This window comes from Arthrobacter sp. UYCu712 (assembly GCF_040547005.1).
Lineage (GTDB): Bacteria > Actinomycetota > Actinomycetes > Actinomycetales > Micrococcaceae > Arthrobacter.
This window is the reverse complement of record NZ_JBEPOZ010000005.1, coordinates 198,199-220,475: the sequence shown is the minus strand read 5'-3', so window position 1 is coordinate 220,475 and position 22,277 is coordinate 198,199. Positions and strand designations below refer to the sequence as shown.

The following is a 22,277-nucleotide window of genomic DNA, read 5'->3' as shown; positions in this document are numbered from 1 at the left end:
GGGGCCGGCTCCATGGACGGCTGGTGTCGCAGTCTGCCGGCCCGGCTGGACTCCGGTACCCGCGGAGGGGAGGCGGACGTCGGACGGCCCGGGAATCACGGAATCCGCTGGGGCGGGGTAGGCGACGGGGTCGCCGGGAAGGGGACCTGCCGGGTCAGGTGCAGGCGTGGTCGCGTCCGGAGCGGGCCCGGTGGGACCCGGTGCAGGCGGGGTCTCATCCGGGGCGGACTTAGCGGGATCGGGCGCAGGGTTTGTCGGGTCGGAGACGGGCTGGGTGGGGTCCCGCGCAGGCGAGCTCGGGTCGGTCGCAGGCGTGGTCGGGTCAGGCGGAGGCATGCTCGGGTCGGAGACGGGCTGGGTGGGGTCCGGCGCAGGCGAGCTCGGGTCGGTCGCAGGCGTGGTCGGGTCAGGCGGAGGCGTGCTCGGGTCGGAGACGGGCTTCGTCGGGTCCGGTGCGGGCTTGGTCGGGTCGGCTACCGGGCCGCCGGGTACTGCGGGGTCCGGGGCAGGCGGCGTGGGATCCGCGACCGGAGCAGTCGGGTCGGGAGCCGGGGCGGTGGTGCCGGGATCCGGAGCGGCTGCTCGTTCAGACGCGGATGGGGACGCCGTTGGGGACGCCGTCGGGACCGGCGTGGGTCGCGCCGTGGCAGGGACGGACGCCGGGGGTGCAGGGACGGCGCTTGCCGCGGGGAGGGTCGGCGACGGTGCGGCACGCGTACTGACCGGAAGCGGTTGCGAGGAGGACGGGGTGGGGTGAGGTGCGTCTATACTCAGCCCTTCCTCGGCGATGTCGGAGGCTGTCTCGTACGTTCCCGCGATACCCCACGGGGCCGCGCGCGCCGTGGCCATAGATGCACTGCTGACATTGGTCATCGCGACCGAGGTGGCGGCGTCGTCGGCGCTTGCAGCTGACGCCGAAAGCGCCAGCCAGGCGACTCCGGCGACGCCAGCCAGAATCACCCGCCGGATTGGGCGGCGCGCGCGCCGAAGGACTGATGCTGGGTCCATGCGCACACCCCATTCCCCGAAAGCTCACCGATTTACTACAGGGTAAGTCCGGCCGCCGGGGTCAGTCCAGAGTGCGCACAAAGAACGGCGGATTCACGCGGAAAAGGCGGCGTATTTACGCCCTCTCCGGCACCGTCAGCGGGCGTCGGTCGCGTAGCTCACACCCAGCTGGGCGCGGACGCCGTCGAAGAGTCGCATGGTGTTCAACGAGTCCTCCAGCGGCATGACCGGGCTCTCCGTGAGCCCCTGCTGGATGCAGCGGGTCACTTCGCGCAGCTCGTAGGTGTAGCCCCGTCCGACGACGTCGAAGCGTTCGCTGCGGACGTCGTCGAACCCGACCCGGACCTGGAGTTCCTTGGGGTTGTTGATGGAGCCGGTTGTCTGCAGGAATCCTGCGCTACCGGCGACGGTGGCGGTGCGGGGACCGTGGGCCAGCAGCGAGGAGGTCAGCTGGGCCTGGGCTCCGTGGTGGTACCCCAGGGTGAGGGCATTCTGCGCGTCGACGCCGTCATCGTTGACCCAGCCGGTGGCGCTGACGGTCTGCGGGAATCCGAGCGTGCCGAGCGCCCACAGCAGCGGGTAGACGGTGATGTCCAACAGTGCACCGCCGCCGTCCTTCGGTGCCCACAGGCGGGACGTGGGCGAATACGGCGCGGGGAAGCCGAGGTCCGCTCCGACCCATTTGACCTCGCCGATTTCGCCGGAGGCGGCGATCTCGAAGGCCCTCTGCATACCGGGCAGGAACCGGCTCCACATGGCCTCCATCAGGAACAGCCCCTTGGCCCGGGCCAGCGTCACGAGTTCAGCGGCCTCCCGGGCGTTCACGGTAAGGGCCTTTTCGCACAGCACATGCTTCCCGGCGTGCAGGGCGGCCAGCACTATCTTGTGGTGGTAGGCGTGCGGGGTCGCCACGTACACGACGTCGACGGCGTCGTCGGCGAGCAGCCGCTGGTACCCGGTCTGGCCGGCGTCGTCCCCATGGGCCCGGGCAAAGCCGTAGTCGGCGGCGAACGCGTCGGCAGCCGCCTGGGTGCGCGAGCTGACGGCGTAGAGTTCGGCATCCGGCAGGAGCTCGAGGTCCCGGGTGACCGACGCGGCTATGCCGCCGGTGGCGATGACGCCCCAGCGCAATCTCGCTCCGGTGGCCGTTCGGGGATCCTGGTCCTTCTGGCCGGACAGCCAGGGCTTCGCGATGAGGGCAGTCATGCTGCCATCCTCTCACCCGGGCGGGGGACGGCCACGGATACGACGCCGGACGGCCAGCGGGTGGGGCCGCCCCCGCCCGGCCCCACCGCTCGGCCCGGCCCCACCGCTTAGCGCCTGGCTACCCGGCCACGCCAGCCCCGGCCCGGCTGCGGGCGGGTTCCTCGGTGAGCCGGCCCTGCTGCAGCCGGAACCGCCGCTCCGTCTTGTTGGCCAGGGACCGGTCATGGGTGACGACAAGGATGGTGGTGTTGTGGTCCCGGCTCAGCGAGCTGAGCAGCTCGATGATGTGCTCGCCGGTCTGTTCGTCCAGGTTGCCGGTGGGCTCGTCGGCCAGGATCAGCTGCGGTTCGTTGGCGAGGGCCCGGGCGATCGCCACCCGCTGCTGCTCGCCGCCGGAGAGACGGTTGATCCGCCGGACGTGCTTCTCCGGGTCAAGCTGGACCTGTTCCAGCAGTTCCCGGGCGCGCTGCAGCCGGGCGCCCTTGCGCAGCCCGGCGAACTCCATCGGCAGCATCACGTTGTCCACCGCGGAGAGGTTGGGGATCAGGTTGAACTGCTGGAACACAAAGCCGATATCGCGGCGGCGGTACTCGGTCAGCTTGCTGTCCGGCATGCCGGCCAGGCTCACGCCGTTGACCAGCACGTCCCCGCTGGTGGGCTTGTCGAGGGCGCCCAGGAGGGATAGCAGCGTGCTCTTGCCGCTGCCGCTTTTGCCCACAATGGAGGCCAGGGTGCCCTGCTCGAGCCGGGCCCTCCCGCCCCGGTCTGGGCCGCGGCGGCGGCATTGCGAAGGCGCAGCGCCTTGGTGCCGACGACGGCGGTGACGTTCGGTACCGTTGCCGCCGTGGCGGCCTGTTCGGCGGTGAGCGGCTCGCCACCGCCTTCGAAGCCCTGGCCGCCGGCCGGGTTGACGGTGAGCACGGTGCCGACCGAGGCGTTCAAGTCGGCGACCTTGGCAGCAACGGCCTGGTTGGCGACGAGCATGGCAAGGGCGAGGCCGATGGCTACGGCCAGCACGGCCAGCACGGCCACCACGGCCGCGGTCCTGACCTTGTTTCTCAAGGCGTTGCCTACACTCCGGGCGATCACGCTCACGGGACTCCTTGGGATCAGGCCGGCTCTGAGTGGCCGGCTGCTGCTCCCACAGTGGTACGGCCCGCTGTGCGGAGATCACAGCCAAGCTATGCGTGGGCTGTGAAGGACCCCGGCGCTGTCGGCGGGGCGCGGCCGCGCAGCCCGCAACACGCAGAAGAGCCCCGGCCCTCCCTTGCGGGGGAGCCGGGGCTCTCGTGTTGCCTGGGGCTTGCGCCTCAAGCCGTGCTGGCGGGAACTACTTGGTCAGCGGTCCGAGTACCGGATCGTCGGCGTAGGCCGTCTTGACGTTCTCCTTGGTCACGATGACCGGCTCCAGCAGGTACGCGGGAACGGTCTTGACCTTGTTGTTGTAGGACTTGTCATCGTTGACCTCGGGCTTCTTGCCTGCCTGGATGTCCTTGACCATGGTGATCGCGTGCTCAACGAGCTTGCGGGTGTCCTTGTTGATGGTGGAGTACTGCTCACCGGCGAGGATGGACTTGACGGACTCAACCTCGGAGTCCTGGCCCGTGATGACCGGCAGCGGCTTGCCTGCGGCCTTGACCGAGGTCAGGACGGCGCGGGCCAGCGTGTCGTTCGGGGACAGCACGCCGTCGAGGCTCGCGCTGCCGTAGGTGCCGCTGAGCAAGGTGTCGGCACGACGCTGGGCGTTCTCTGCCTTCCAGCCCTGGGTCACGGCCTGCTCGAACGTGGTCTGGCCGGAGAGCACCTTCAGGGTGCCGTCGTCGATCTTCGGCTTCAGGATGCTCATGGCGCCGTCGAAGAAGACCTTCGCGTTGGCGTCGTCGGGGGAGCCGGCGAACAGTTCGATGTTGTACGGGCCTTCGGGCTTCTTGGCCTTCATCCCGTCCAGCAGCGCCTGGCCCTGCAGGACACCGACCTTGAAGTTGTCGTAGGCCACGTAGTAGTCCACGTTCTCGGTGTTCAGGAGCAGACGGTCATACGCGATGATCGTGGCGCCGGAGTCCTTGGCCTGCTTGAGCTGGGTGCCCAGCTGCGCACCGTCGATGGCGCCGACGATGATGACCTTGGCGCCCTTGGTGACCATGGCGCTGATCTGGTTCTGCTGCTCCGAAACGCCGCCGTTGGCGAACTGCACATCTGCCTTGAAGCCGGCGCCGTTGAGGCCGTCGTTGAACAGCTTCTCTGCCAGCACCCAGTTTTCCGAGGTCTTCTGCGGGAGCGCGACGCCGATCGAGGAGTTCTTCGGGAATGCCTCGCCGCCGGCGGTGGAACCGCCGGAAGTTCCGCTGTCGGTGCGGCCGCAGGCTGTCAGCGCCAGTGCCGCAATAGCAGCGATTGCTGCTGCCTTTCCTGCTTTACCAATCAGTTGCATTGCTTGGTTCACTTTCTTTAGATGGTGTGCGGAGAATTTTTGGGGGTCGGATCAGGCTCCCTTGGAGATGACCTCTTTGGTGGACGTGGTCTCGTCGGGCTTGATCTCGTTGCCGCGGCCGAAGTTCTTCATCATCAGGCCGATGATCGATTTCTTGCCCTGGGTCTTGTTGTAGACGTCGAAAGCGACGGCGATCAGGAGCACCAGGCCCTTGATGATCTGGGTCAGGTCGGCGCCGACGCCGAGGAGCTGCAGGCCGTTGTTCAGCACGGCCATCACGAGGCCACCGACGATCGAGCCGATCACGGTGCCGACGCCGCCGGTCACCGCGGCGCCGCCGATGAACACGGCCGCGATGGCGTCCAGTTCCCAGCCGACGCCGTCGAACGGGCCCGAGGCCGTGGAGCGGCCGACGAAGATCATGCCGGCGAGTCCGGCCAGGATCGACATGTTCATCATGACCAGGAAGTTGACCTTCTTGGACTGGACGCCGGAGAGCTCGGCAGCGTGCCGGTTGCCACCGACCGCGTAGATGTGGCGGCCGACGATGGTTTTGGAGGAGATGAAGCCGTAAATGATGACCAGGACGGCGAGGATCAGACCCGGAATCGGGAAGGACGTGCCGGGCCGGCCGGTGGCGAACAGGTACGTGGCGTAGAGGATCGCGCCGCAGACGAGGACCAACTTGGTGATGGTGACCCAGGCTTCGGGGACCTCGGCGCCCAGGGCCTTGGCGGTGCGGCGGGAGCGGAGCTCGCTGTAGACCACCCAGGCGACGGCCAGCAGGCCCAGCAGCAGCGTCAGGTTGTTGAACCCGGTGTTGGGCCCGACCTCCGGCAGGTAGCCGGAACCGATGTACTGGAAGTCGTTGGGAACCGGGATGGTGTTGGATTTGCCGACGAACTGGTTGGCGCCGCGGAAAATGAGCATGCCCGCCAGCGTCACGATGAACGCCGGGATGCCGACGTAGGCCGTCCAGAATCCTTGCCACGCCCCGATCAGGGCGCCGAGCAGCAGCCCCAGCAGGACGGCCAGGTACCAGGGGGTGTTCCAGTCGCGCATGATGAGCGCCACGCTGACGCCCACGAAGGCGGCCACGGAGCCGACGGAGAGGTCAATGTGGCCGGCGATGATCACCAGGACCATGCCGATGGCGAGGATCAGGATGTAGGAGTTGCCGTTGAAGAGGTTGATGACGTTGCCCGGGGTGAGCGTGCGGCCCTCGGTGAAAATCTGGAAGAAGACGATCAGGGCCACCAGGGCGAAGATCATGCCGAATTGGCGGGTGTTCCCACCAAAGAGCTTCTTGAGCGCGTTCATTTTTTCTGTCCTTGTTTCCGGAGTGTTCGGAGTGTTCGGAGTGTTCTGGATGGCCGCAGGGGCTCAGGCCGACTTGCGGGCGGAAGTCATGAGTTTCATGAGGCTTTCCTGGCTGGCTTCGTCCTTGTTCAGCACACCGGTGACGGCGCCTTCGAAAATGGTGTAGATGCGGTCCGAAAGCCCCAGCAGCTCGGGCAGTTCCGAGGAAATGACAATGACGCCCTTCCCCTGGTTGGCCAGCTGCTGGATGATGCCGTAGATCTCGTACTTCGCGCCGACGTCGATCCCGCGGGTGGGCTCGTCCAGGATCAGCAGTTCAGGTTCCGTGAACATCCATTTCGCCAGCACCACCTTCTGCTGGTTGCCGCCGGAGAGTTTGGCCACTCCCTCCTCCACGGACGGCGCCTTGGTCCGCAGGGACTTCCGGTACTGCTCGGCGACCGTGAAGACCTTGTTGGCGTCAATCACGTTGTGTTTGCTGACCTTGCGCAGGTTGGCCGACACGGTGGTGGCTTTGATGTCGTCCAGCAGGTTCAGCCCGAGGGATTTCCGGTCTTCGGTGACGTAGCCCAGGCCGGCATCGATCGCCTGGCGGACGCTCTTGAGCTCGACCTCCTTGCCGTTGATGTAGACCTCCCCGGAGAGGAAGCGGCCGTAGGACCGTCCGAAAATGGAGCGGGCAAGCTCGGTGCGGCCGGCGCCCATCAGCCCGGCGAAGCCGACGATCTCCCCGCGCCGGACGAAGAAGTTGGAGTTCTTGCAGACCATGCGGTCCTGGACTGCCGGGTGGCCGACGTTCCAGTTCTTGACCTCGAAGAAGACCTCGCCGATCTTGGGCTCGTGGTCCGGGAACCGGGATTCCAGGGTCCGGCCCACCATGCCCTTGATGATGCGGTCCTCGTCGACGCCGTCGGCTTTGACGTTCAGCGTCTCGATCGACTTGCCGTCGCGGATGATGGTGATGGAGTCGGCGATCTGCTCGATCTCGTTGAGCTTGTGGGAAATGATGATGGACGTGATGCCGCGGCCCTGGAGGCCGAGCATCAGGTCCAGGAGGTGCTGGGAATCGGATTCGTTCAGGGCCGCGGTGGGTTCGTCCAGGATGAGGAGCTTCACGGACTTGTTCAGCGCCTTGGCGATTTCGACGAGCTGCTGCTTGCCGACGCCGATTTCCTTCACCGGAGTGTCCGGGTCCTCGCGGAGGCCCACGCGGGCCAGCAGCTCGGTGGAACGGAGCCGGGCCTCGGCCCAGTCGATCACGCCGCGCTTGGCGGGCTCGTTGCCGAGGAAGATGTTCTCCATGATGGACAGCTCGGGGATCAGCGCGAGTTCCTGGTGGATGATCACGATGCCGGCGTGCTCGCTGGCCCGGATGTCCTTGAATTCCTGGACTTCGCTCTGGTAGACGATGTCGCCGGTGTAGCTGCCGAAGGGATAGACACCGGAGAGCACCTTCATCAGGGTGGACTTTCCAGCACCGTTTTCACCGCAAATGGCGTGGATCTCACCGGCTTTCACCCGCAGGTTCACTTCGGCCAATGCTTTAACGCCGGGGAACTCTTTGGTGATGGAGCGCATCTCGAGAATTATCGGATCGCTGTGCGTGTTGAGGGACGTCATCTGCCCTTACGCCTCCAATGCATGACTTCGTTGTCCGCCCCTGCAAACCGCAGGGCCGTCTGATGGAAAAGTAAACTGGATCACAGGCCTTGTCGTCAAGTCTTTAACGCAACAGCCCGATAACAAATAGCTTAGCCCCGCCGGATACCGGCGTGTTGGAAGACCAGGGCGGTGGCTCCGAGGGCCTCGGCGCGGTTGCCGAGCGAGGACATGGTGAGGGTGGTGGTCTCCCCGATCACCGGCACCGCGTGCCGGACCAGCCCCCTCCGGATCGGATCGAGCAGCAGTTCGCCGAGTCCCGCGAGCGGGCCGCCCACCACGATCACTTCGGGATTGATCAGGTTCGCCACATTGCCCAAAGCCCGGCCCACGGCGAGGCCGGCGTCGTCCACCACGCGCAGGGTCGCGGAGTCCCTGGCGAGGGCCTTGCGGACGATGTCCTCCGGGGTGAGCGGCTTGTCCTCGCCGCGGCCCAGGAGCTCGATCATGGTGGTGGTCGAGGCGATCGTTTCGAGGCAGCCGCGGTTTCCGCAACGGCAGATGAGGCCGTGTTCGTGGATGGTGGCGTGGCCGATCTCGCCGGTGATCCCGACGTTGCCGTAGTAGGGCAGGCCATTGAGGATCAGCCCCGCGCCGATGCCGGAACCGATCTTGAGGAACATCAGGTTGTTGATGCCGCTGTGAGGCCCCCAGGTGACCTCGGATAAGGCGCCCAGGTTTGCGTCGTTGTCCACGAAAACCGGGAGATCCAGCGCTTCCTCGAGCCGCTGCAGAATGTTGATGCCTACCCATTCGGGGAGGATGGCACCCTGCGCCACGGTCCCGGTGCGGCGGTCGATGGGGCCTGGGATGCCGACGCCGGCCCCGACCACGGCGCTGCGTTCCACCCCGCCGTCGACGAGCAGCCGGTCCAGCAGTCCGACGGCGGCGGAGATGCCTTCCTCGGCGTGGTGGCCCAGCGGCAGCAGCACGGACTCCTCCGCGATCACGTGGTAGCTGAGGGACGCGAGCACCACCCGCAGGTGCCGGCGGCCGAAGTCGATGCCTACGGAGACGGCGCCGTTGCTGTTGAGCCGGACGTTGAGGGCACGCCGTCCGGAGCTGGTGATCGGCTCGGTGGACGCCAGGCCGGCCTCCTGCATGATCCGCACTATGTTGGAGACCGTGGCGGTGGAAAGCCCGGTCTGCCGTGCCAGTTCGGCCTGGGTGGAAGGCCCCGCCAGGAGGCATTCGATGATCCGCTGCTGGTTCAGGTGCCGGAGTGCGGATTGTGATCCGGGGTTTTTGGTTCGGCTCCTCGTTGAGCGCGTTGGTGAGGGCATGCAATGAAGCGTGACGCATTCGGGGCTTGTAGTCAAGAAGTTAACGCAAGGCAGGGCGGTGGCTGCGGGGAACCGGCTGGGCATTCCGTCCCACCCCGGCCATAGCCGGGCCGAAATGCACCGGAGGCACTGTTGCGCCGCGTGGCTAGGCTGAGGGGGACGATCGTCCGCCACCCGGTGCGGACGCCTGGAGATGCTGAGGTGGAATGGTGCTGCTGGCCCTGATGCAGGCGAATGCCGCCGTGCTGGACGTAGAGGCGAACTGCGCCGCGGTGGACGAGGCGGCAGGGAAGGCCGCCGCAGCCGGCGCCCACGTGCTGCTCACCCCGGAACTGTTTCCCGTGGGCTACGCGCCGCGAAGGATCCGCGCGGAGCTCGATCCCGCCACGCTTCCGTCCATCCGCCGGACCCTGGCCGCAATCGCCGCCCGCCACGGCATCGCCCTGGTCTACAGCCTGCCGGCCGTCACCGGGGCGGGTGCCTGGCAGATTACGGCCACCCTCGTCGACGCGCAGGGCACCGAGTTGCTCAGCTATGCAAAAGTCCAGTTGTTCGGAGCCGAGGAGCGACATGCTTTCACCCCGGCCGACGCCGCCCCTGCGGTGGTTGACCTCCACGGGGTCCCGACCGCCCTGGTTATCTGCTACGACGTCGAATTCCCCGAGACGGTCCGCGCCGCCGCCGTGAGCGGGGCCAGGCTGGTGCTGGTCCCGACCGCCCTTTCCGAGGGGTTTGAGGCCGTCCCCCAGCTGCTGGTCCGGGCCCGGGCGCTGGAAAACCAGGTCACGGTCGCCTACGCCAACCACTCCGGCACGGAGGACGTCTGCGATTTCCTGGGCGGCAGCGTGATCGCGGCCCCGGACGGGTCGTTGCTGGCCGCAGCCGGTTCGGGCCCGGAGCTGCTGCTGGCCGAAGTCCCGGATCCTGCCCCCGGCGGCGCGGAAGAAGCAGTGGCATATCTGGATGACCTCCGGCCGGAGGCCTACCGTTCCTGGGGCGGCTGAACGTACTGCAGGGCAATCCATAGTTCGGCGCGCGCCTGGGCCTGGTTGAGGTCAAGGTCCAGCAGCTCCGCGAGCGTCCCGATGTGGCGGCGGACGCTGTTGCGGTGCAGCCCCGTGGCCTTCGCCGTGGCGTCCCAGCTGCCGTTCGCGCCCAGCCATGCGCGGAGGATCCCCAGCAGGGTATCCCGGCGCTCGGCTTCCAGGCCGAGGACCGGAGCCAGCAGCCGGCCCGCCAGCATGGCCCCCGCCTCGCCCCCCAGCAGCCCCGTCAGGGTGAGCGTCACGTCGTCAGCGCGGACGCTGTGCCCGCTGGTCCGCACCCGGCCGCGAAGGGACGAAACCCGCCGGTACGCCTCGGCCAGGCCGGCGAATTCGGTTGCGCTGCCGACCACAAGGCGCCAACCGTGCCGCTCAACCTCGGCCAGCAGGGCGTCGTCGACCTTCAGCTTGGTGATGGCCGCGAAACCGTAGTCGGTAATTTCCACCAGCTTGGTGTCGAACATCCTGCGCCACTCCAGCAGTTCGCGGACCGGGCTCTCGCCGGCGCGGCGTACAGCGGCCGTCAGGTTGATTCCCTGGACAACGCGGAGCTGCCCGGAGCGGGCGGAGGAAACACTTTGCGCGACGAGGTCCTTGAGGCCGTTGATGTGTTCGGTCCCGCCCGGCCTGAGGCTTTCCGGGTGCAGGAGCAGCGCCGTGGCCAGCTGGCTGGGTGCCAGCGAGCCGCTCGTGCGCTGGCGGACCAGGAGCTCCAGCAGGCCGACGGCGGCTGAGACCACACTGTTTTGCGCCGGCGTCAGCGGAGCGTCCGTGCCCAGGACGAGCGCGCCCAAATTGGCGTCGCGGGAGCTGCGCAGGGGATGGCCGAACACGAGGGCCGAACCGGCGTCGTCGAAAGAGTCCAGCTCCACCCGGGGGCCGCTGCCGCTCAGCAGCTTCGCCAGCAGCGGCTGCAACGCGGCCGGCTCCCGGCCGGGGGCCGGCCCGGTGTCGTGCGCGCCGCCGGAGCCGCGGGCCCGGATCCGCCCGTCCGCGCCGACGAGGATGGCCCACACCGGGACCCGTTTCACGAGTGCCGCGAGCAGCTCGTGTTCTGGCCGGGACGACAGCACGGCGCGCATGAGCTGCCGGTTGGCGTCGGCCAGCTGCCGGAAAGTCGTGGCGTTCTCGGATTCCAGCAGCTGCGAGAACTCGAGCCCGATCGCGGCGAACGGGACGGACTGGGGGATTGCGACGAGCGTGAGGTTGCGCCGCCGGCAGGCCTCGACGACGGCCTCGGGCACAGCGTCGAAGTAGGGTTCCAGGCCGAACCCCAGCGCTCCGACCCCGGCACCGACGAGGCGCTCCACGTAGGCCTCAACACGGTCCGCGCCGCCGCCCTCGCCCAGGAACGGCAGCCCGGCGGTCAACAGGAATTCCCCGTCGAGCAGGTACGGCGTCGGGTCCTCGAGTTCGCTCGGCTCCACCCAGCGCAGCCGGCCGGCGCCGTTGCCGCCGTCGTGCAGGACGGTGAGTTCCTCCGGTAGCTGCCGGAGGAACTGCTCCAGCGTGACGAAGCCGAGCCGTTCCGCGGCCTCAGCAGCCACGGCGGTATCCGGCTGGCACGCCACGCCCGGCGGAGCGGGAGGGGGCGGGCCGTTGTGGTGCAATGCATCTCATGCCAGACCACTATAGGTCATTTTGCACAACCCTGAGAGCTGGCTCACAGCCCTAGGCTGAACCGGGGACACAACAACCACTACTCACGAACGGACGTCAACGATGACTGTGCCTACTCTTACCGGGGAACGGCCCCCGGCCCTTGCCAGCCGTCCCGGACTGACAGCGCAGCTGCTTCGCCGCAAGCCGATCGGACAGCTCGTCAGCGAAGCCGAAACCGGCCACGGCGGCACCCGGCTGGTCCGCAGCTTCGGCGTGTTCCAGCTGACAATGATCAGCGTCGGCGCCACCCTCGGCACCGGCATCCTGGTGATCCTGGGTGAATCGGTGCCGCTGGCCGGCCCGGCGATCTGGATCTCCTTTGCCATCGCCGGGCTCGCGGCGCTGCTCTCCGCCGTCTCCTACGCCGAGATGGCCGGACTGGTCCCCGCAGCGGGTTCCAGCTACTCCTACACCTACGCGACCATGGGGGAAGGAATGGCCTGGATCTGCGGCTGGTGCCTGGTGCTGGAATACGCCGTCTCCGTGGCCGCCGTCGCCGTCGGAGCAGGGCAGTACGTCAACGAAGCCCTGGGCGTCTTCAGCCTGGCGCTTCCGGAGGCCATTTCGCAGCCACCCGGCGACGGCGGTGTGATGAACGTCCCTGCCATGGTCATTGTGCTCCTGGCCATGATGCTGCTGGTCCGAGGGGCCAAGGAAAGCGCCTGGATCAACACCGCCATCGTGGTGATCAAGGTCGGCATTCTGATCTTCTTCTGCGCCGTGGCCTTCACGGCCTTCAACGCCGGCAACTTCGAGCCGCTCCTGCCCATGGGTGCTGCCGGCGTCTCGGCCGCCGCTTCCAGCGTTTTCTTCTCCTACATCGGCTTCGACGCGGCCTCCACGGCCGGCGAGGAAGCCCGCAACCCCAAGCGGGACCTGCCGAGGGCCATTCTGCTCTCCATGCTGATCGTCACCACCATCTACGTGCTCGTCGCCGTCGCGGCGATCGGGGCCCGTCCGTGGGGCTGGTTCGACGGCACCGAAGCGGCCCTAGTGAAAATCCTCGAGGAGACCACCGGCCAGCCATGGATCGCCCTGGTTTTCGCCATCGGAGCCGTCCTTGCCATCGCCAGCATCGTGCTGACCGTCCTCTACGGCCAGACCCGAATTCTGCTGTCCATGGCCCGGGACGGAATGATCCCCAAAATCTTCGGCCGGGTCTCGGCGCGGACCGGCACCCCGGTAGCCGGCACCCTGATCGTGGGCATCCTGGTGGCCCTCGCCGCCGGTCTGGTTCCGCTTGGCGCCCTGGCGGACGCCACCAGCATTGGCACCCTCTTCGCCTTCGCCTTGGTGAACGTCGCCGTCATCTACCTGCGCCGCAAGCGGCCGGAACTCAAGCGGACCTTCCGTGTCCCGCTGTTTCCGCTCACGCCCATCCTGGGAGCACTGATGTGTGCCTACCTGATGGCCAACCTCGGCGCTGACACGTGGGCGACATTCGGCATCTGGATGCTCGTGGGCGTTGCCGCCTACTTCGGCTACGGGCGCCGGAACTCGAGGGTAGCGGCCATGAGTTCCGAGGAATACCGTGAGTTATCCGCCGGACAAGCCACCGACACCGCTGCCTCCAGCCCCGAACCGACGAAAGCCAGCCATTCATGACCACCGCCACCGAACTGCCCGCCCCCGGCCCGGATGCTTGGGGTCGCGGCCCCGCCGAGTCGCCGATCACCATGCTGAATCCGGACTTCCCGTTCAGCTACGACCACTACCTGGCGCACCCCGACGGCCTGGGGACTATACCCGCCGAGCTGTACGGGACCGAAGTCGCAGTGGTTGGTGCCGGCCTCTCGGGGCTGGTCACGGCCTATGAGCTGATGAAACTCGGCCTGCGCCCGGTGGTCTACGAAGCGGACCAGATCGGCGGCCGCCTCCGCACCGCGAGTTTCCCTTCCGCAGCCGGCATCGTCGCCGACCTCGGCGGGATGCGGTTCCCGGTTTCAGGCAAGGCCTTCTACCACTATGTGGACCTGCTCGGGCTGGAAACCCAGGACTTCCCCAACCCGTTGGCGGGGGCCACCTCCAGCACGGTGATCGAGCTCGCCGGGGAGAAGTACTACGCCGAAACCCCGGCGGACCTCCCGCCGTTCTTCCTCGAGGTGGCCGACGCCTGGAAGGCCGCCGTCAACGACGGCGCCCGGTTCACCGAGATGCAGGACGCCATCCGGGCCCGGGACACGGCCAGGATCAAGGAGCTCTGGAATGAGCTGCTCCCGCTGCTGGACGAACAGACGTTTTACGGCTTCATCGCCGGCAGCGACTCGTTCAAGCAGGCCGGGTTCTCCCATCGCGAGGCGTTCGGCCAGGTGGGATTCGGCACCGGCGGCTGGGACACGGACTTTCCCAACTCCATCCTGGAAATCCTGCGCGTTGTCTATACGGACGCCGACGACCAGCACCGGCTCATCGCCGGCGGAGCGCAGCGGCTCCCCGAGGCACTCTGGCAGCACGCGCCGTCGGGCATGGCCCACTGGCCGGATGGGACCTCGCTCGCGTCGCTGCATGCTGGGGCACCGCGCGGCGCGGTTAACCGGATCGCCCGGGACGGGGACGCCAACTTCCGGGTCCGGGAACGGTGGGGCCGCGAGTCCGCCTACCCCGCCGTGGTGACCACCTGCCAGTCCTGGCTCTTATCCACCCGGATCCACACCGAAGAGAAGCTGTTCCCGGCCGAGCTCTGGACAGCGATCGAGCGCTCGCACTACATGCAGTCGTCCAAGACCTTTGTGATGGTGGACCGGCCCTTCTGGAAGGACATCGATCCCGCCACTGGCCGCGAGGTCATGTCCATGACGCTGACGGACCGGCTGAACCGGGCCACCTACCTGCTGGACAACGGTCCGGACCAGCCGGCCGTGATCCTGCTGTCCTACACCTGGAACGACGACGCGCTGAAATGGCTGGCGCTCGATGCCGACGAGCGCGTGGAGCTGATGCTGCACTCGCTCGCCCAGATCTACCCCGACGTCGACATCGCGGGACACATCGTGGGCCAGCCCATCACGGTCTCCTGGGAAGCGGACCCCAACTTTATGGGCGCGTTCAAAGCGAATTTGCCGGGGCATTACCGCTACCAGCAGCGGCTCTTCACCCACTTCAAGCAGGACCAGCTGGCGGAGCACCAACGCGGGATCTTCCTTGCCGGCGACGACGTCTCCTTCACGGCCGGCTGGGCCGAAGGTGCGGTCACCACCGGGCTGAACGCGGTCTGGGGAGTCGTCAACCACCTGGGCGGAATGTCGGCCCCGGGCAATCCGGGACCGGGCGAACTGCTGGATGAGCTGGGCCCGATCGCGCTGGACTGAGCTGGCCTGCGCGCGTGCCTGCTCAGGCGCTGTGCAGCTCCCGGTGGGCCCGCGCCAGCTCCTGGTAGTGCGCCGCGTTGTGCTGGACGCCGGCGAACTCCTCATCGCTGAGCTCGCGCCGGACCTTGGCCGGCACCCCGGCGACGAGCGAGCGGGGCGGCACCACGGTGCCTTCGAGCACCACCGCCCCGGCGGCCACGAGGGAGCCTGCCCCGATCACGGCGCCGTTGAGGATGGTGGCGCTCATGCCGATCAGGCAGTCGTCCTCGACCGTGCAACCGTGCACGACCGCGCTGTGGCCGACGCTCACCCGGGCCCCGACCGTGCAGGGGAAGCCGGGGTCCGCGTGCAGCACCACGTTGTCCTGCAGGTTGGTCCCGGCGCCCACGGTGATTGCGGCGGTGTCGGCGCGGACCGAGACGCCGTAGAAGGCGCTGGAATTTTCCGCGAGGGAGGCCTTGCCGATCACCGAGGCGGTCGGTGCGATGAAGGCGGAGTCATGGACGGCCGGGGTGTCGCCGGCGAAAGCGTAGAGAGGAGCCATGCCTCCAGCCTAGGACACCTCTCCCGCCCCGTTGCGCTATCAGTTGTGGTTCTTCTGAGGGCCGGATAGCCGCCGTAAGCGATAGCTCAACGGGAGGGAGGAGCCAGCCCCGGGGAGCGGAGGACTCTAAAGCCCTGCCCGGGTTCGGGGAGCACGACGGCGATCGGCGCGCCGGGGGCGGCCACCCGCCCCAGCTCGCGGACGACGTCGTCCCACTGCTCCGGCGGCAGGCCCACCAGGGCGTCCACGGCCCAGACGGACGGGAACGCCGAATCAGCGAAAGGCAGCGGGACGGACCCCGCCACGGTTGCCTCGAGACCCCGGGCGCGGGCGGAGTGGATGTTTTCCTCGGACGGGTCCACGCCGGTGAAGTGGATGCCGGACTGGACAAAGTGCAGCCCGTCCACACCGTGGCCGCAGTTAAGCCCCAGGACGCCGCGCCGGCCCTCCGACTTCAGCAGCGCCACGAACTCGGCAAGCCGGTCCTGCCGCAAAGCTGCCATGCCTCCAGTAAATGTCCGTGGTCAATTAAAGACAACCGTCCGGTTTCCATCGAGCAGGACGCGGTGCTCGGCGTGCCACTGCACGGCCTGGGCCAGGGTCCGGCCCTCGACGTCCCGGCCCATCTGGACGAACTGCTCGGCCGTGCGCCGGTGGTCCACCCGGATGACTTCCTGCTCGATGATCGGCCCCTCATCCAGGGCGGCCGTGACGTAGTGTGCCGTGGCCCCGATGAGCTTCACGCCGCGGGCGTGCGCTTGGTGGTACGGCTTGGCGCCCTTGAAGGACGGCAGGAAGGAGTGGTGGATGTTGATGGCCTTGCCGGTGAGCTCGGTGCACAGCTCGTTGGAGAGGATCTGCATGTACCGGGCCAGGACCGTGAGTTCGACGTCGTGCTCCGCCATCAGCGCGCGCAGCTCGTCCTCGGCCTGGGCCTTGGTGTCCCGGGTGACCGGGATGTGGTGGAACGGGATGCCGTAGAACTCGGCCAGGCCGGCAAGGTCCCGGTGGTTGGAGACAATGGCCGGGATCTCGATCGGCAGGGTTCCGGAGCGCTGCAGGAACAGCAGGTCGTTGAGGCAGTGGGCCGAGGTGCTGGCCATCAGCAGGGTACGGACCTTCCGGCCTGCCGGGTTGAGGCTCCACTGCATGCCGAACGCCTGCGCCACGGGCTCCAGGGCGGCGTGCAGCTCGGCCTGGGCGGTCGCCGTCGTCGCCTCGACCCGCATAAAGAACGTGCCCGTGCCTTGGCTGCCGTACTGCTGCGAGTCCGTAATATTGCTGCCTGCCACGAGGAGGGCGCCGGCGACGGCATGCACGATGCCGGGCCGGTCCGGGCAGGACAGGGTCAGGATGTAGGAAGCAGTCAGCTGGTCGTCATTCACGATGAACAGCCTACCTGCGCGCGGGGCAGCGCCTGGGGTAGGCTTTAATGGTTGCAACTGGCGTTGGGTGGCTAACCACCAGGGAGCGGCACTCACGAAGACCACGGATCGTACGCCTGGGCCGAGGGTCATGTTTTGCCGGTCGGCAGCACAAGCTGCCGCCCCGCCGTCGGCATCCCCAAAAAGGGTGCCAGCCCGTAGCGCGTGCCCGGATCCGCCGGCCCGTAATCTAGGGGCGCCGCAGCGGGCCAGCCGGTAACCTGACCTTAAGCAGTGACCGTTGCCTAGCCAGGAGTTCTTCGTGACTACTTCCGTTAACCTTTCCTCGACCGCCGTGAGCAACCAGCCGCTGGCCGAACTTGATCCCGAAATTGCCGCCGTCCTCGCCCAGGAACTCGGCCGCCAGCGCGGCACCCTGGAAATGATCGCCTCCGAGAACTTCGCCCCGCGCGCCGTGATGGAAGCCCAGGGTTCGGTGCTGACCAACAAATACGCCGAGGGCTACCCGGGCCGCCGCTACTACGGCGGCTGCGAATACGTCGACATCGCCGAGCAGCTCGCGATCGACCGGGTCAAGGAGCTCTTCGACGCCGAATACGCCAACGTCCAGCCGCACTCCGGCGCCCAGGCCAACGCCGCGGCGCTCTCCGCCATGATCACCCCGGGCGACAAGATCCTGGGCCTGTCGCTGGCGCACGGCGGCCACCTGACCCACGGGATGAAGCTGAACTTCTCCGGCAAGCTTTACAACGTCGCCGCCTACCAGGTCGAGGAAGGCAACTTCCGGGTCGACATGGACAAGCTGCGCGAACAGGCCATCGCCGAGAAGCCGCAGGTGATCATCGCCGGCTGGTCCGCCTACCCGCGCCACCTCGACTTTGCGGCCTTCCGCTCGATCGCCGACGAGGTGGGCGCCCTGCTCTGGACCGACATGGCCCACTTCGCCGGACTCGTCGCGGCCGGCCTGCACCCGAGCCCGGTGCCGCACTCCGACGTCGTCACCTCCACCGTCCACAAGACCCTCGCTGGCCCCCGTTCCGGCGTGATCCTGGCCAAGAAGGAGTGGGCCAAGAAGATCAACTCCAACGTCTTCCCGGGACAGCAGGGCGGCCCGCTCATGCACGTGATCGCCGCGAAGGCCGTCGCCTTCAAGATCGCCGGTACCGAGGAATTCAAGGAACGCCAGGAACGCGTCCTGGAAGGCGCCCGGATCATCGCGGACCGGCTCAACCAGTCCGACGTGTCCGACGCCGGCGTCTCGGTCCTCACCGGCGGCACGGACGTACACCTGGTCCTGGTGGACCTGCGCAACTCCCAGCTCGACGGCCAACAGGCCGAAGACCTGCTCCACTCCGTGGGCATCACCGTCAACCGCAACGCCGTGCCGTTCGACCCGCGCCCGCCGATGGTCACCTCCGGCCTGCGGATCGGCACCCCGGCCCTGGCCACCCGCGGCTTCGGCGCCGAGGAGTTCACCGAGGTGGCGGACATCATCGCCACCGCGCTGAAGTCCGGTGCGGCCACCGATATCGAGACCCTGCAGTACCGCGTGGACAAGCTCGCCGCCGACTTCCCGCTGTACCCGCAGCACGAGCAGTGGTGACCGGATGACCTCTGCAGAGACTGCAACAACAGCAACCAACGCAACGAATACTGCCCGGATCCTCGACGGCAAGGCCACCGCCGCCGCGATCAAGGCCGAGCTGACGGAACGCGTGGCAGCCCTCAAGACCAAGGGCATCGTCCCGGGCCTCGGCACCATCCTGGTCGGCTCTGACCCCGGCAGCACCTGGTACGTGGGCGGCAAACACAAGGACTGCGCCGAGGTGGGCATCACGTCCATCCGCCGCGACCTGCCGGAGGACACCAGCCAGGAGGACCTGCTGGCCGTTGTCCGGGAGCTCAATGAGAACCCGGAATGCACCGGCTACATCGTGCAGCTGCCGCTGCCGGCGCACATCGACCAGGACGTCATTCTGGAGGCCATGGATCCCGAGAAGGACGCCGACGGCCTGCACCCGATGAACCTGGGCCGGCTGGTGGCCAACGTCAGCGGGCCCATGACCTCACCGCTGCCCTGCACGCCCAAGGGCTGCGTCGAGCTGCTCACCCGGCACGGGATCAAGCTCAACGGCAAGCGCGTGCTTGTGGTGGGCCGCGGAGTCACCATCGGCCGCCCGGTGGGGCTCCTGCTCACCCGCAAGGACGTCAACGCCACCGTCATCCTGGCCCACACCGGCACGGTGGACCTGCCCGCCGAACTCCGGCAGGCCGACGTCGTGATCGCCGCGGCGGGCCAGCCGCACATGATCAAAGCGGAAGACCTCAAGCCCGGAGCCATCGTGCTCGACGTCGGCGTCAGCCGGGTCGACGACGGCAACGGCAAGGCAGTGGTCACCGGAGACGTGGACCCCGCCGCGGCCGGCGTCGCCGCGTGGCTCTCACCGAACCCCGGCGGAGTGGGCCCCATGACCCGGGCCATGCTTCTCGCCAACGTGGTGGAGACCGCGGAACGCCACGCTGCCGAAGCCGGCTCCCCGGCGAACGCCTGACTCCGGCTGCTAAGTCGCGCCAGGGCGCCGGTTCCTTCGGGAGCCGGCGCCCTGGCGTTTCTCCGGCAAAATAGCGCCGGCAAATAACGGAACGGCAAACGTCTGGATTTTTTACGAAAAGACTCTTTCATAGTTCGGCGGTATCCATTACCGTGATTCGGGTGCCAGAACTCGTATCGAAACAATCCTCTGCCAAGGAATCCTCCCCGAAGGAAGCTCAGTTGGGCAGCCCCTCCGAAACCGGATCGCCGCAGTACGTCATCACCGCCGAAAACCTGGTCAAACGCTACGGCGATGTGGCCGCTGTCGACGGCATCTCCTTCAGCGTGCCCGCCGGCGAGGCCTTCGGCCTGCTCGGCCCCAACGGCGCCGGCAAGTCCACCACCATGAAGATGATCGGCGGGGTGTCGCAGCGGACCTCCGGCACGCTCAGCATCATGGGCCTGGACCCGGACCAGAACGGCCCCGAAGTCCGCGCGCACCTCGGCGTCGTCCCGCAGCAGGACAACCTGGACGAGGAACTCAAGGTCCGGGACAACCTGCTGGTCTACGGCCGCTACTTCGGCCTGCCGATGAGTTACCTGAAGCCCAAGGCCGACGAACTCCTCGAGTTCGCGCAGCTCACGGACAAGGCCAAGTCCAAGGTCGATGCGCTCTCCGGCGGGATGAAGCGCCGCCTCACGATCGCGCGGTCCCTCATCAACGAACCCCGGATCCTGCTGCTGGACGAACCCACCACCGGGCTGGACCCGCAGGCCCGGCACATCCTGTGGGACCGGCTGTTCCGGCTCAAGGAACAAGGCGTCACCCTGATCCTGACCACGCACTACATGGACGAGGCCGAGCAGCTCTGCGACCGCCTGATCGTGGTGGACAAGGGCAAGATCATGGCCGAGGGCTCGCCCGCCAGCCTGATCCGCGAATACTCCACCCGTGAAGTCCTCGAACTGCGCTTCGGTTCGGAGCGCAACGCCACGGTGGGCGCCGAGCTCGAAGGCATCGGCGAGCGGCTCGAAACCCTCCCGGACCGCGTCCTCATCTACGCCCACGACGGCGAAGCCGCCCTCGAGCAGGTCACCGCCCGGGGACTCCGGCCGGTCACCTCGCTGGTGCGCCGCTCCTCGCTCGAGGACGTCTTCCTGCGCCTGACCGGCAGGAGCCTCGTTGACTGAGAAAGCAGCGTTGACCGCGCAGGCAGCACCGCTGCGCGCCCACTCGCCGGCTGTCGCCGCGGCAAAGGCCCGGAAATGGGGTGCCTTCTACTACGCCGAGCAGGTCCTGCGGGTCATGAAGGGCTACGGCTGGACCATCGTCATGTACGGCGTCGGGCAGCCGGTGGCCTACCTCTTCGCGATGGGCGTTGGCCTCGCCACCCTCGTGGACACCAACAGCACGGCAGCCTTCGGCGGGGTCAGCTACCTGGTGTTCATCGCCCCTGCCCTGCTGATTTCGGCAGCAGTCATGACGGCCGCGAACGAGTTCACGTTCCCGGTGATGGACGGCTTCAAGTGGCGCCGGGTCTACTACGGCCCGCACGCCTCGCCGCTGACGCCGGAGCAGATCGCGGCCGGTCACATCATTGCCGTCACGCTGCGCTTCGCGCTGCAGTCGGCCATCTACTTCGCGGTCGTGGCGCTGTTCGGCGCGTCCCCGGGCGGCTGGGGCTGGGTCTCGATCCTCGTCGCCACCCTCGCCGGGCTGTCCTTCGGCCTGCCGCTGATGGCCTACGCGGCATCGGTCAAGGAGGACAAGGGCCAGTTCGCCATGGTCATGCGGTTCATCGTGATGCCGCTGTTCCTGTTCTCCGGCACGTTCTTCCCGCTGGACACCCTGCCGCTGTCCGTCCGCTGGATCGGCTGGATCTCACCGATCTGGCATGGCACGGAGCTGGGCCGGGTGTTCAGCTACGGCTACCAGGAGGCCCCGCTGCTCACCGTCACCCACATCGTGTTCCTGCTCGGCCTGGCGGTCGTGGGCTGGATCCTGACCAAACGCCAGTTCGTCAAAAGGATGGCCGGATGAGCGCCGTCGTCGAAAGCCCCGGTTCCGGGAAATCCAGCGTGACCGAAGCTGCCCGCAACCGGCACTTCGGCCCGCTCTACTCCCGGAACGTCCGCGCCGTCGTCGCCCGCGGGCTGATGGCCACCAAGAGCAGCAACTGGATGGTGATGCTCTCGGGGTTCTTCGAACCCGTGCTGTACCTGATCGCGATGGGCGTGGGCCTTGGCGCGATCGTCGGCTCCGTGCAGGGACCGGGCGGCCAGGAGATCTCCTACGCCGCCTACATCGCGCCGGCGCTGCTGGCCGTGTCCGCCATGAACGGCGCCGTGTACGACTCGACCTGGAACGTCTTCTTCAAGATGAACTTCGCCAAGCTGTACCAGGGCATGCTCTACACCTCGCTCGGCCCGCTCGACGTCGCCATGGGGGAGATCTTCCTGGCCCTGCTCCGCGGCCTGATGTACGCCACCGGCTTCACCGCCGTGATGGGCGTCATGGGGCTCATCACCACGCCGTGGGCCATCCTGATGATCCCCGCCGCGGTGTTGATTGCCTTCGGCTTCGCGAGCTTCGGCATGGGCATCACCAGCTTCATGAAGACCTTCCAGCAGATGGACTGGATCAACTTCGTGATGCTGCCGATGTTCCTGTTCAGCGCCACCTTCTACCCGCTGAGCGTCTACCCGCAGTCCATCCAGTGGCTCATCCAGGCCATGCCCCTGTGGCACGGTGTGGAACTGCTCCGGCAGATCAGCGTGGGGGTCTTCAGCCCGGCCACCGCCGTGCACATCGGCTACTACCTCGTGATGATCGCCCTCGGCGTCCTCCTCACCACCGGACGCCTGCGCAAGCTGTTCCTCAAATAGGGATCCTTC

The 22,277-nt window shown here is 67.5% G+C and carries 17 protein-coding genes and 2 pseudogenes; 8 read left to right on the top strand and 11 right to left on the bottom strand.

Annotated elements, in window-relative coordinates; all coding sequences use genetic code 11:
- Positions 1–1,143: 1,143 nt before the first annotated feature.
- The 7 genes and pseudogenes from ABIB51_RS07765 to ABIB51_RS07735 form a co-directional block, all read right to left on the bottom strand.
- Entirely contained in the window at positions 1,144–2,214 is a 1,071-nt protein-coding gene (locus ABIB51_RS07765; protein ID WP_354187094.1) for a Gfo/Idh/MocA family protein, read from the bottom strand.
- 118 nt (positions 2,215–2,332) lie between these two features.
- Positions 2,333–2,959 (bottom strand): annotated as a pseudogene (locus ABIB51_RS07760) (ABC transporter ATP-binding protein); the annotation flags it as partial.
- A pseudogene (locus ABIB51_RS07755) lies at positions 2,944–3,309 on the bottom strand (ABC transporter permease); the annotation flags it as partial. The pseudogenes ABIB51_RS07760 and ABIB51_RS07755, both read right to left, overlap by 16 nt.
- Before the next feature lie 235 nt (positions 3,310–3,544).
- On the bottom strand, positions 3,545–4,645 hold the full coding sequence (locus tag ABIB51_RS07750) for a substrate-binding domain-containing protein (RefSeq protein WP_354187092.1): 1,101 nt from the start codon (positions 4,643–4,645) through the stop codon (positions 3,545–3,547).
- Between the two features lie 51 nt (positions 4,646–4,696).
- Entirely contained in the window at positions 4,697–5,965 is a 1,269-nt protein-coding gene (gene mmsB / locus ABIB51_RS07745; RefSeq protein ID WP_354187090.1) for a multiple monosaccharide ABC transporter permease, read from the bottom strand.
- A 63-nt stretch (positions 5,966–6,028) separates the two neighbouring features.
- Entirely contained in the window at positions 6,029–7,585 is a 1,557-nt protein-coding gene (gene mmsA / locus ABIB51_RS07740) for a multiple monosaccharide ABC transporter ATP-binding protein (protein WP_354187088.1), read from the bottom strand.
- 131 nt (positions 7,586–7,716) lie between these two features.
- Positions 7,717–8,907: an ROK family transcriptional regulator gene (locus tag ABIB51_RS07735; RefSeq protein WP_354187086.1), complete on the bottom strand. Its 1,191-nt coding sequence runs from the start codon at positions 8,905–8,907 to the stop codon at positions 7,717–7,719.
- A gap of 206 nt (positions 8,908–9,113) precedes the next feature.
- Here ABIB51_RS07735 and ABIB51_RS07730 point away from each other — a divergent pair, with 206 nt between their 5' ends.
- Positions 9,114–9,911 (top strand): nitrilase-related carbon-nitrogen hydrolase, encoded by a 798-nt coding sequence (locus ABIB51_RS07730; protein ID WP_354187084.1) that lies wholly within the window; start codon positions 9,114–9,116, stop codon positions 9,909–9,911.
- On the opposite strand, the gene ABIB51_RS07725 is transcribed toward ABIB51_RS07730, so the two are convergent.
- Positions 9,890–11,497, bottom strand: coding sequence for a PucR family transcriptional regulator (locus tag ABIB51_RS07725; RefSeq protein WP_354187082.1), 1,608 nt, complete (start codon positions 11,495–11,497; stop codon positions 9,890–9,892). The genes ABIB51_RS07730 and ABIB51_RS07725 overlap by 22 nt on opposite strands.
- A gap of 175 nt (positions 11,498–11,672) precedes the next feature.
- Here ABIB51_RS07725 and ABIB51_RS07720 point away from each other — a divergent pair, with 175 nt between their 5' ends.
- Positions 11,673–13,217 (top strand): amino acid permease, encoded by a 1,545-nt coding sequence (locus tag ABIB51_RS07720; protein WP_354187080.1) that lies wholly within the window; start codon positions 11,673–11,675, stop codon positions 13,215–13,217.
- Positions 13,214–14,920, top strand: a complete 1,707-nt coding sequence (locus ABIB51_RS07715; RefSeq protein ID WP_354187078.1) for a flavin monoamine oxidase family protein — start codon at positions 13,214–13,216, stop codon at positions 14,918–14,920. The genes ABIB51_RS07720 and ABIB51_RS07715 overlap by 4 nt, the downstream gene beginning before the upstream one ends.
- 22 nt (positions 14,921–14,942) lie before the next feature.
- Here the strand turns inward: ABIB51_RS07715 and ABIB51_RS07710 are convergent, their stop codons facing one another.
- From ABIB51_RS07710 to purU, 3 genes are all read right to left on the bottom strand, one after another.
- Positions 14,943–15,464: a gamma carbonic anhydrase family protein gene (locus ABIB51_RS07710; protein ID WP_354187076.1), complete on the bottom strand. Its 522-nt coding sequence runs from the start codon at positions 15,462–15,464 to the stop codon at positions 14,943–14,945.
- Positions 15,465–15,550: 86 nt separating this feature from the next.
- Entirely contained in the window at positions 15,551–15,967 is a 417-nt protein-coding gene (locus ABIB51_RS07705) for a class I SAM-dependent methyltransferase (protein WP_354187075.1), read from the bottom strand.
- 21 nt (positions 15,968–15,988) lie between these two features.
- Positions 15,989–16,849 carry a formyltetrahydrofolate deformylase gene (gene purU / locus ABIB51_RS07700; RefSeq protein WP_354187073.1) on the bottom strand — a complete coding sequence of 287 codons (861 nt, stop codon included), beginning with the start codon at positions 16,847–16,849 and terminating at the stop codon, positions 15,989–15,991.
- Positions 16,850–17,150: 301 nt separating this feature from the next.
- Between purU and glyA the strand changes: the two genes are divergently transcribed.
- The 5 genes from glyA to ABIB51_RS07675 all read left to right on the top strand — a co-directional run bounded on the left by glyA (position 17,151) and on the right by ABIB51_RS07675 (position 22,268).
- Positions 17,151–18,452: a serine hydroxymethyltransferase gene (gene glyA, locus ABIB51_RS07695; RefSeq protein WP_354187071.1), complete on the top strand. Its 1,302-nt coding sequence runs from the start codon at positions 17,151–17,153 to the stop codon at positions 18,450–18,452.
- Positions 18,453–18,456: 4 nt separating this feature from the next.
- A complete protein-coding gene (locus ABIB51_RS07690) occupies positions 18,457–19,401 on the top strand; it encodes a bifunctional methylenetetrahydrofolate dehydrogenase/methenyltetrahydrofolate cyclohydrolase (RefSeq protein WP_354187069.1) in 945 nt (314 codons plus the stop codon).
- 221 nt (positions 19,402–19,622) lie between these two features.
- Positions 19,623–20,573: an ABC transporter ATP-binding protein gene (locus ABIB51_RS07685; RefSeq protein WP_354187067.1), complete on the top strand. Its 951-nt coding sequence runs from the start codon at positions 19,623–19,625 to the stop codon at positions 20,571–20,573.
- Positions 20,566–21,423, top strand: coding sequence for an ABC transporter permease (locus ABIB51_RS07680; RefSeq protein ID WP_354187065.1), 858 nt, complete (start codon positions 20,566–20,568; stop codon positions 21,421–21,423). Before ABIB51_RS07685 ends, ABIB51_RS07680 begins: the two co-directional genes overlap by 8 nt.
- Positions 21,420–22,268: an ABC transporter permease gene (locus ABIB51_RS07675; RefSeq protein WP_354187063.1), complete on the top strand. Its 849-nt coding sequence runs from the start codon at positions 21,420–21,422 to the stop codon at positions 22,266–22,268. The genes ABIB51_RS07680 and ABIB51_RS07675 overlap by 4 nt, the downstream gene beginning before the upstream one ends.
- The last annotated feature ends 9 nt before the right edge of the window (positions 22,269–22,277 follow it).

Coding starts and splice junctions, on each gene's coding strand:
- ABIB51_RS07735 (WP_354187086.1), bottom strand. CDS start 8,907: ATGCCCTCACCAACGCGCTCAACGAGGAGCCGAACCAAAAACCCCGGA.
- ABIB51_RS07690 (WP_354187069.1), top strand. CDS start 18,457: ATGACCTCTGCAGAGACTGCAACAACAGCAACCAACGCAACGAATACT.
- ABIB51_RS07675 (WP_354187063.1), top strand. CDS start 21,420: ATGAGCGCCGTCGTCGAAAGCCCCGGTTCCGGGAAATCCAGCGTGACC.
- ABIB51_RS07705 (WP_354187075.1), bottom strand. CDS start 15,967: ATGGCAGCTTTGCGGCAGGACCGGCTTGCCGAGTTCGTGGCGCTGCTG.
- ABIB51_RS07750 (WP_354187092.1), bottom strand. CDS start 4,645: ATGCAACTGATTGGTAAAGCAGGAAAGGCAGCAGCAATCGCTGCTATT.
- mmsA (WP_354187088.1), bottom strand. CDS start 7,585: ATGACGTCCCTCAACACGCACAGCGATCCGATAATTCTCGAGATGCGC.
- ABIB51_RS07730 (WP_354187084.1), top strand. CDS start 9,114: ATGGTGCTGCTGGCCCTGATGCAGGCGAATGCCGCCGTGCTGGACGTA.
- ABIB51_RS07720 (WP_354187080.1), top strand. CDS start 11,673: ATGACTGTGCCTACTCTTACCGGGGAACGGCCCCCGGCCCTTGCCAGC.
- mmsB (WP_354187090.1), bottom strand. CDS start 5,965: ATGAACGCGCTCAAGAAGCTCTTTGGTGGGAACACCCGCCAATTCGGC.
- ABIB51_RS07765 (WP_354187094.1), bottom strand. CDS start 2,214: ATGACTGCCCTCATCGCGAAGCCCTGGCTGTCCGGCCAGAAGGACCAG.
- ABIB51_RS07710 (WP_354187076.1), bottom strand. CDS start 15,464: ATGGCTCCTCTCTACGCTTTCGCCGGCGACACCCCGGCCGTCCATGAC.
- ABIB51_RS07715 (WP_354187078.1), top strand. CDS start 13,214: ATGACCACCGCCACCGAACTGCCCGCCCCCGGCCCGGATGCTTGGGGT.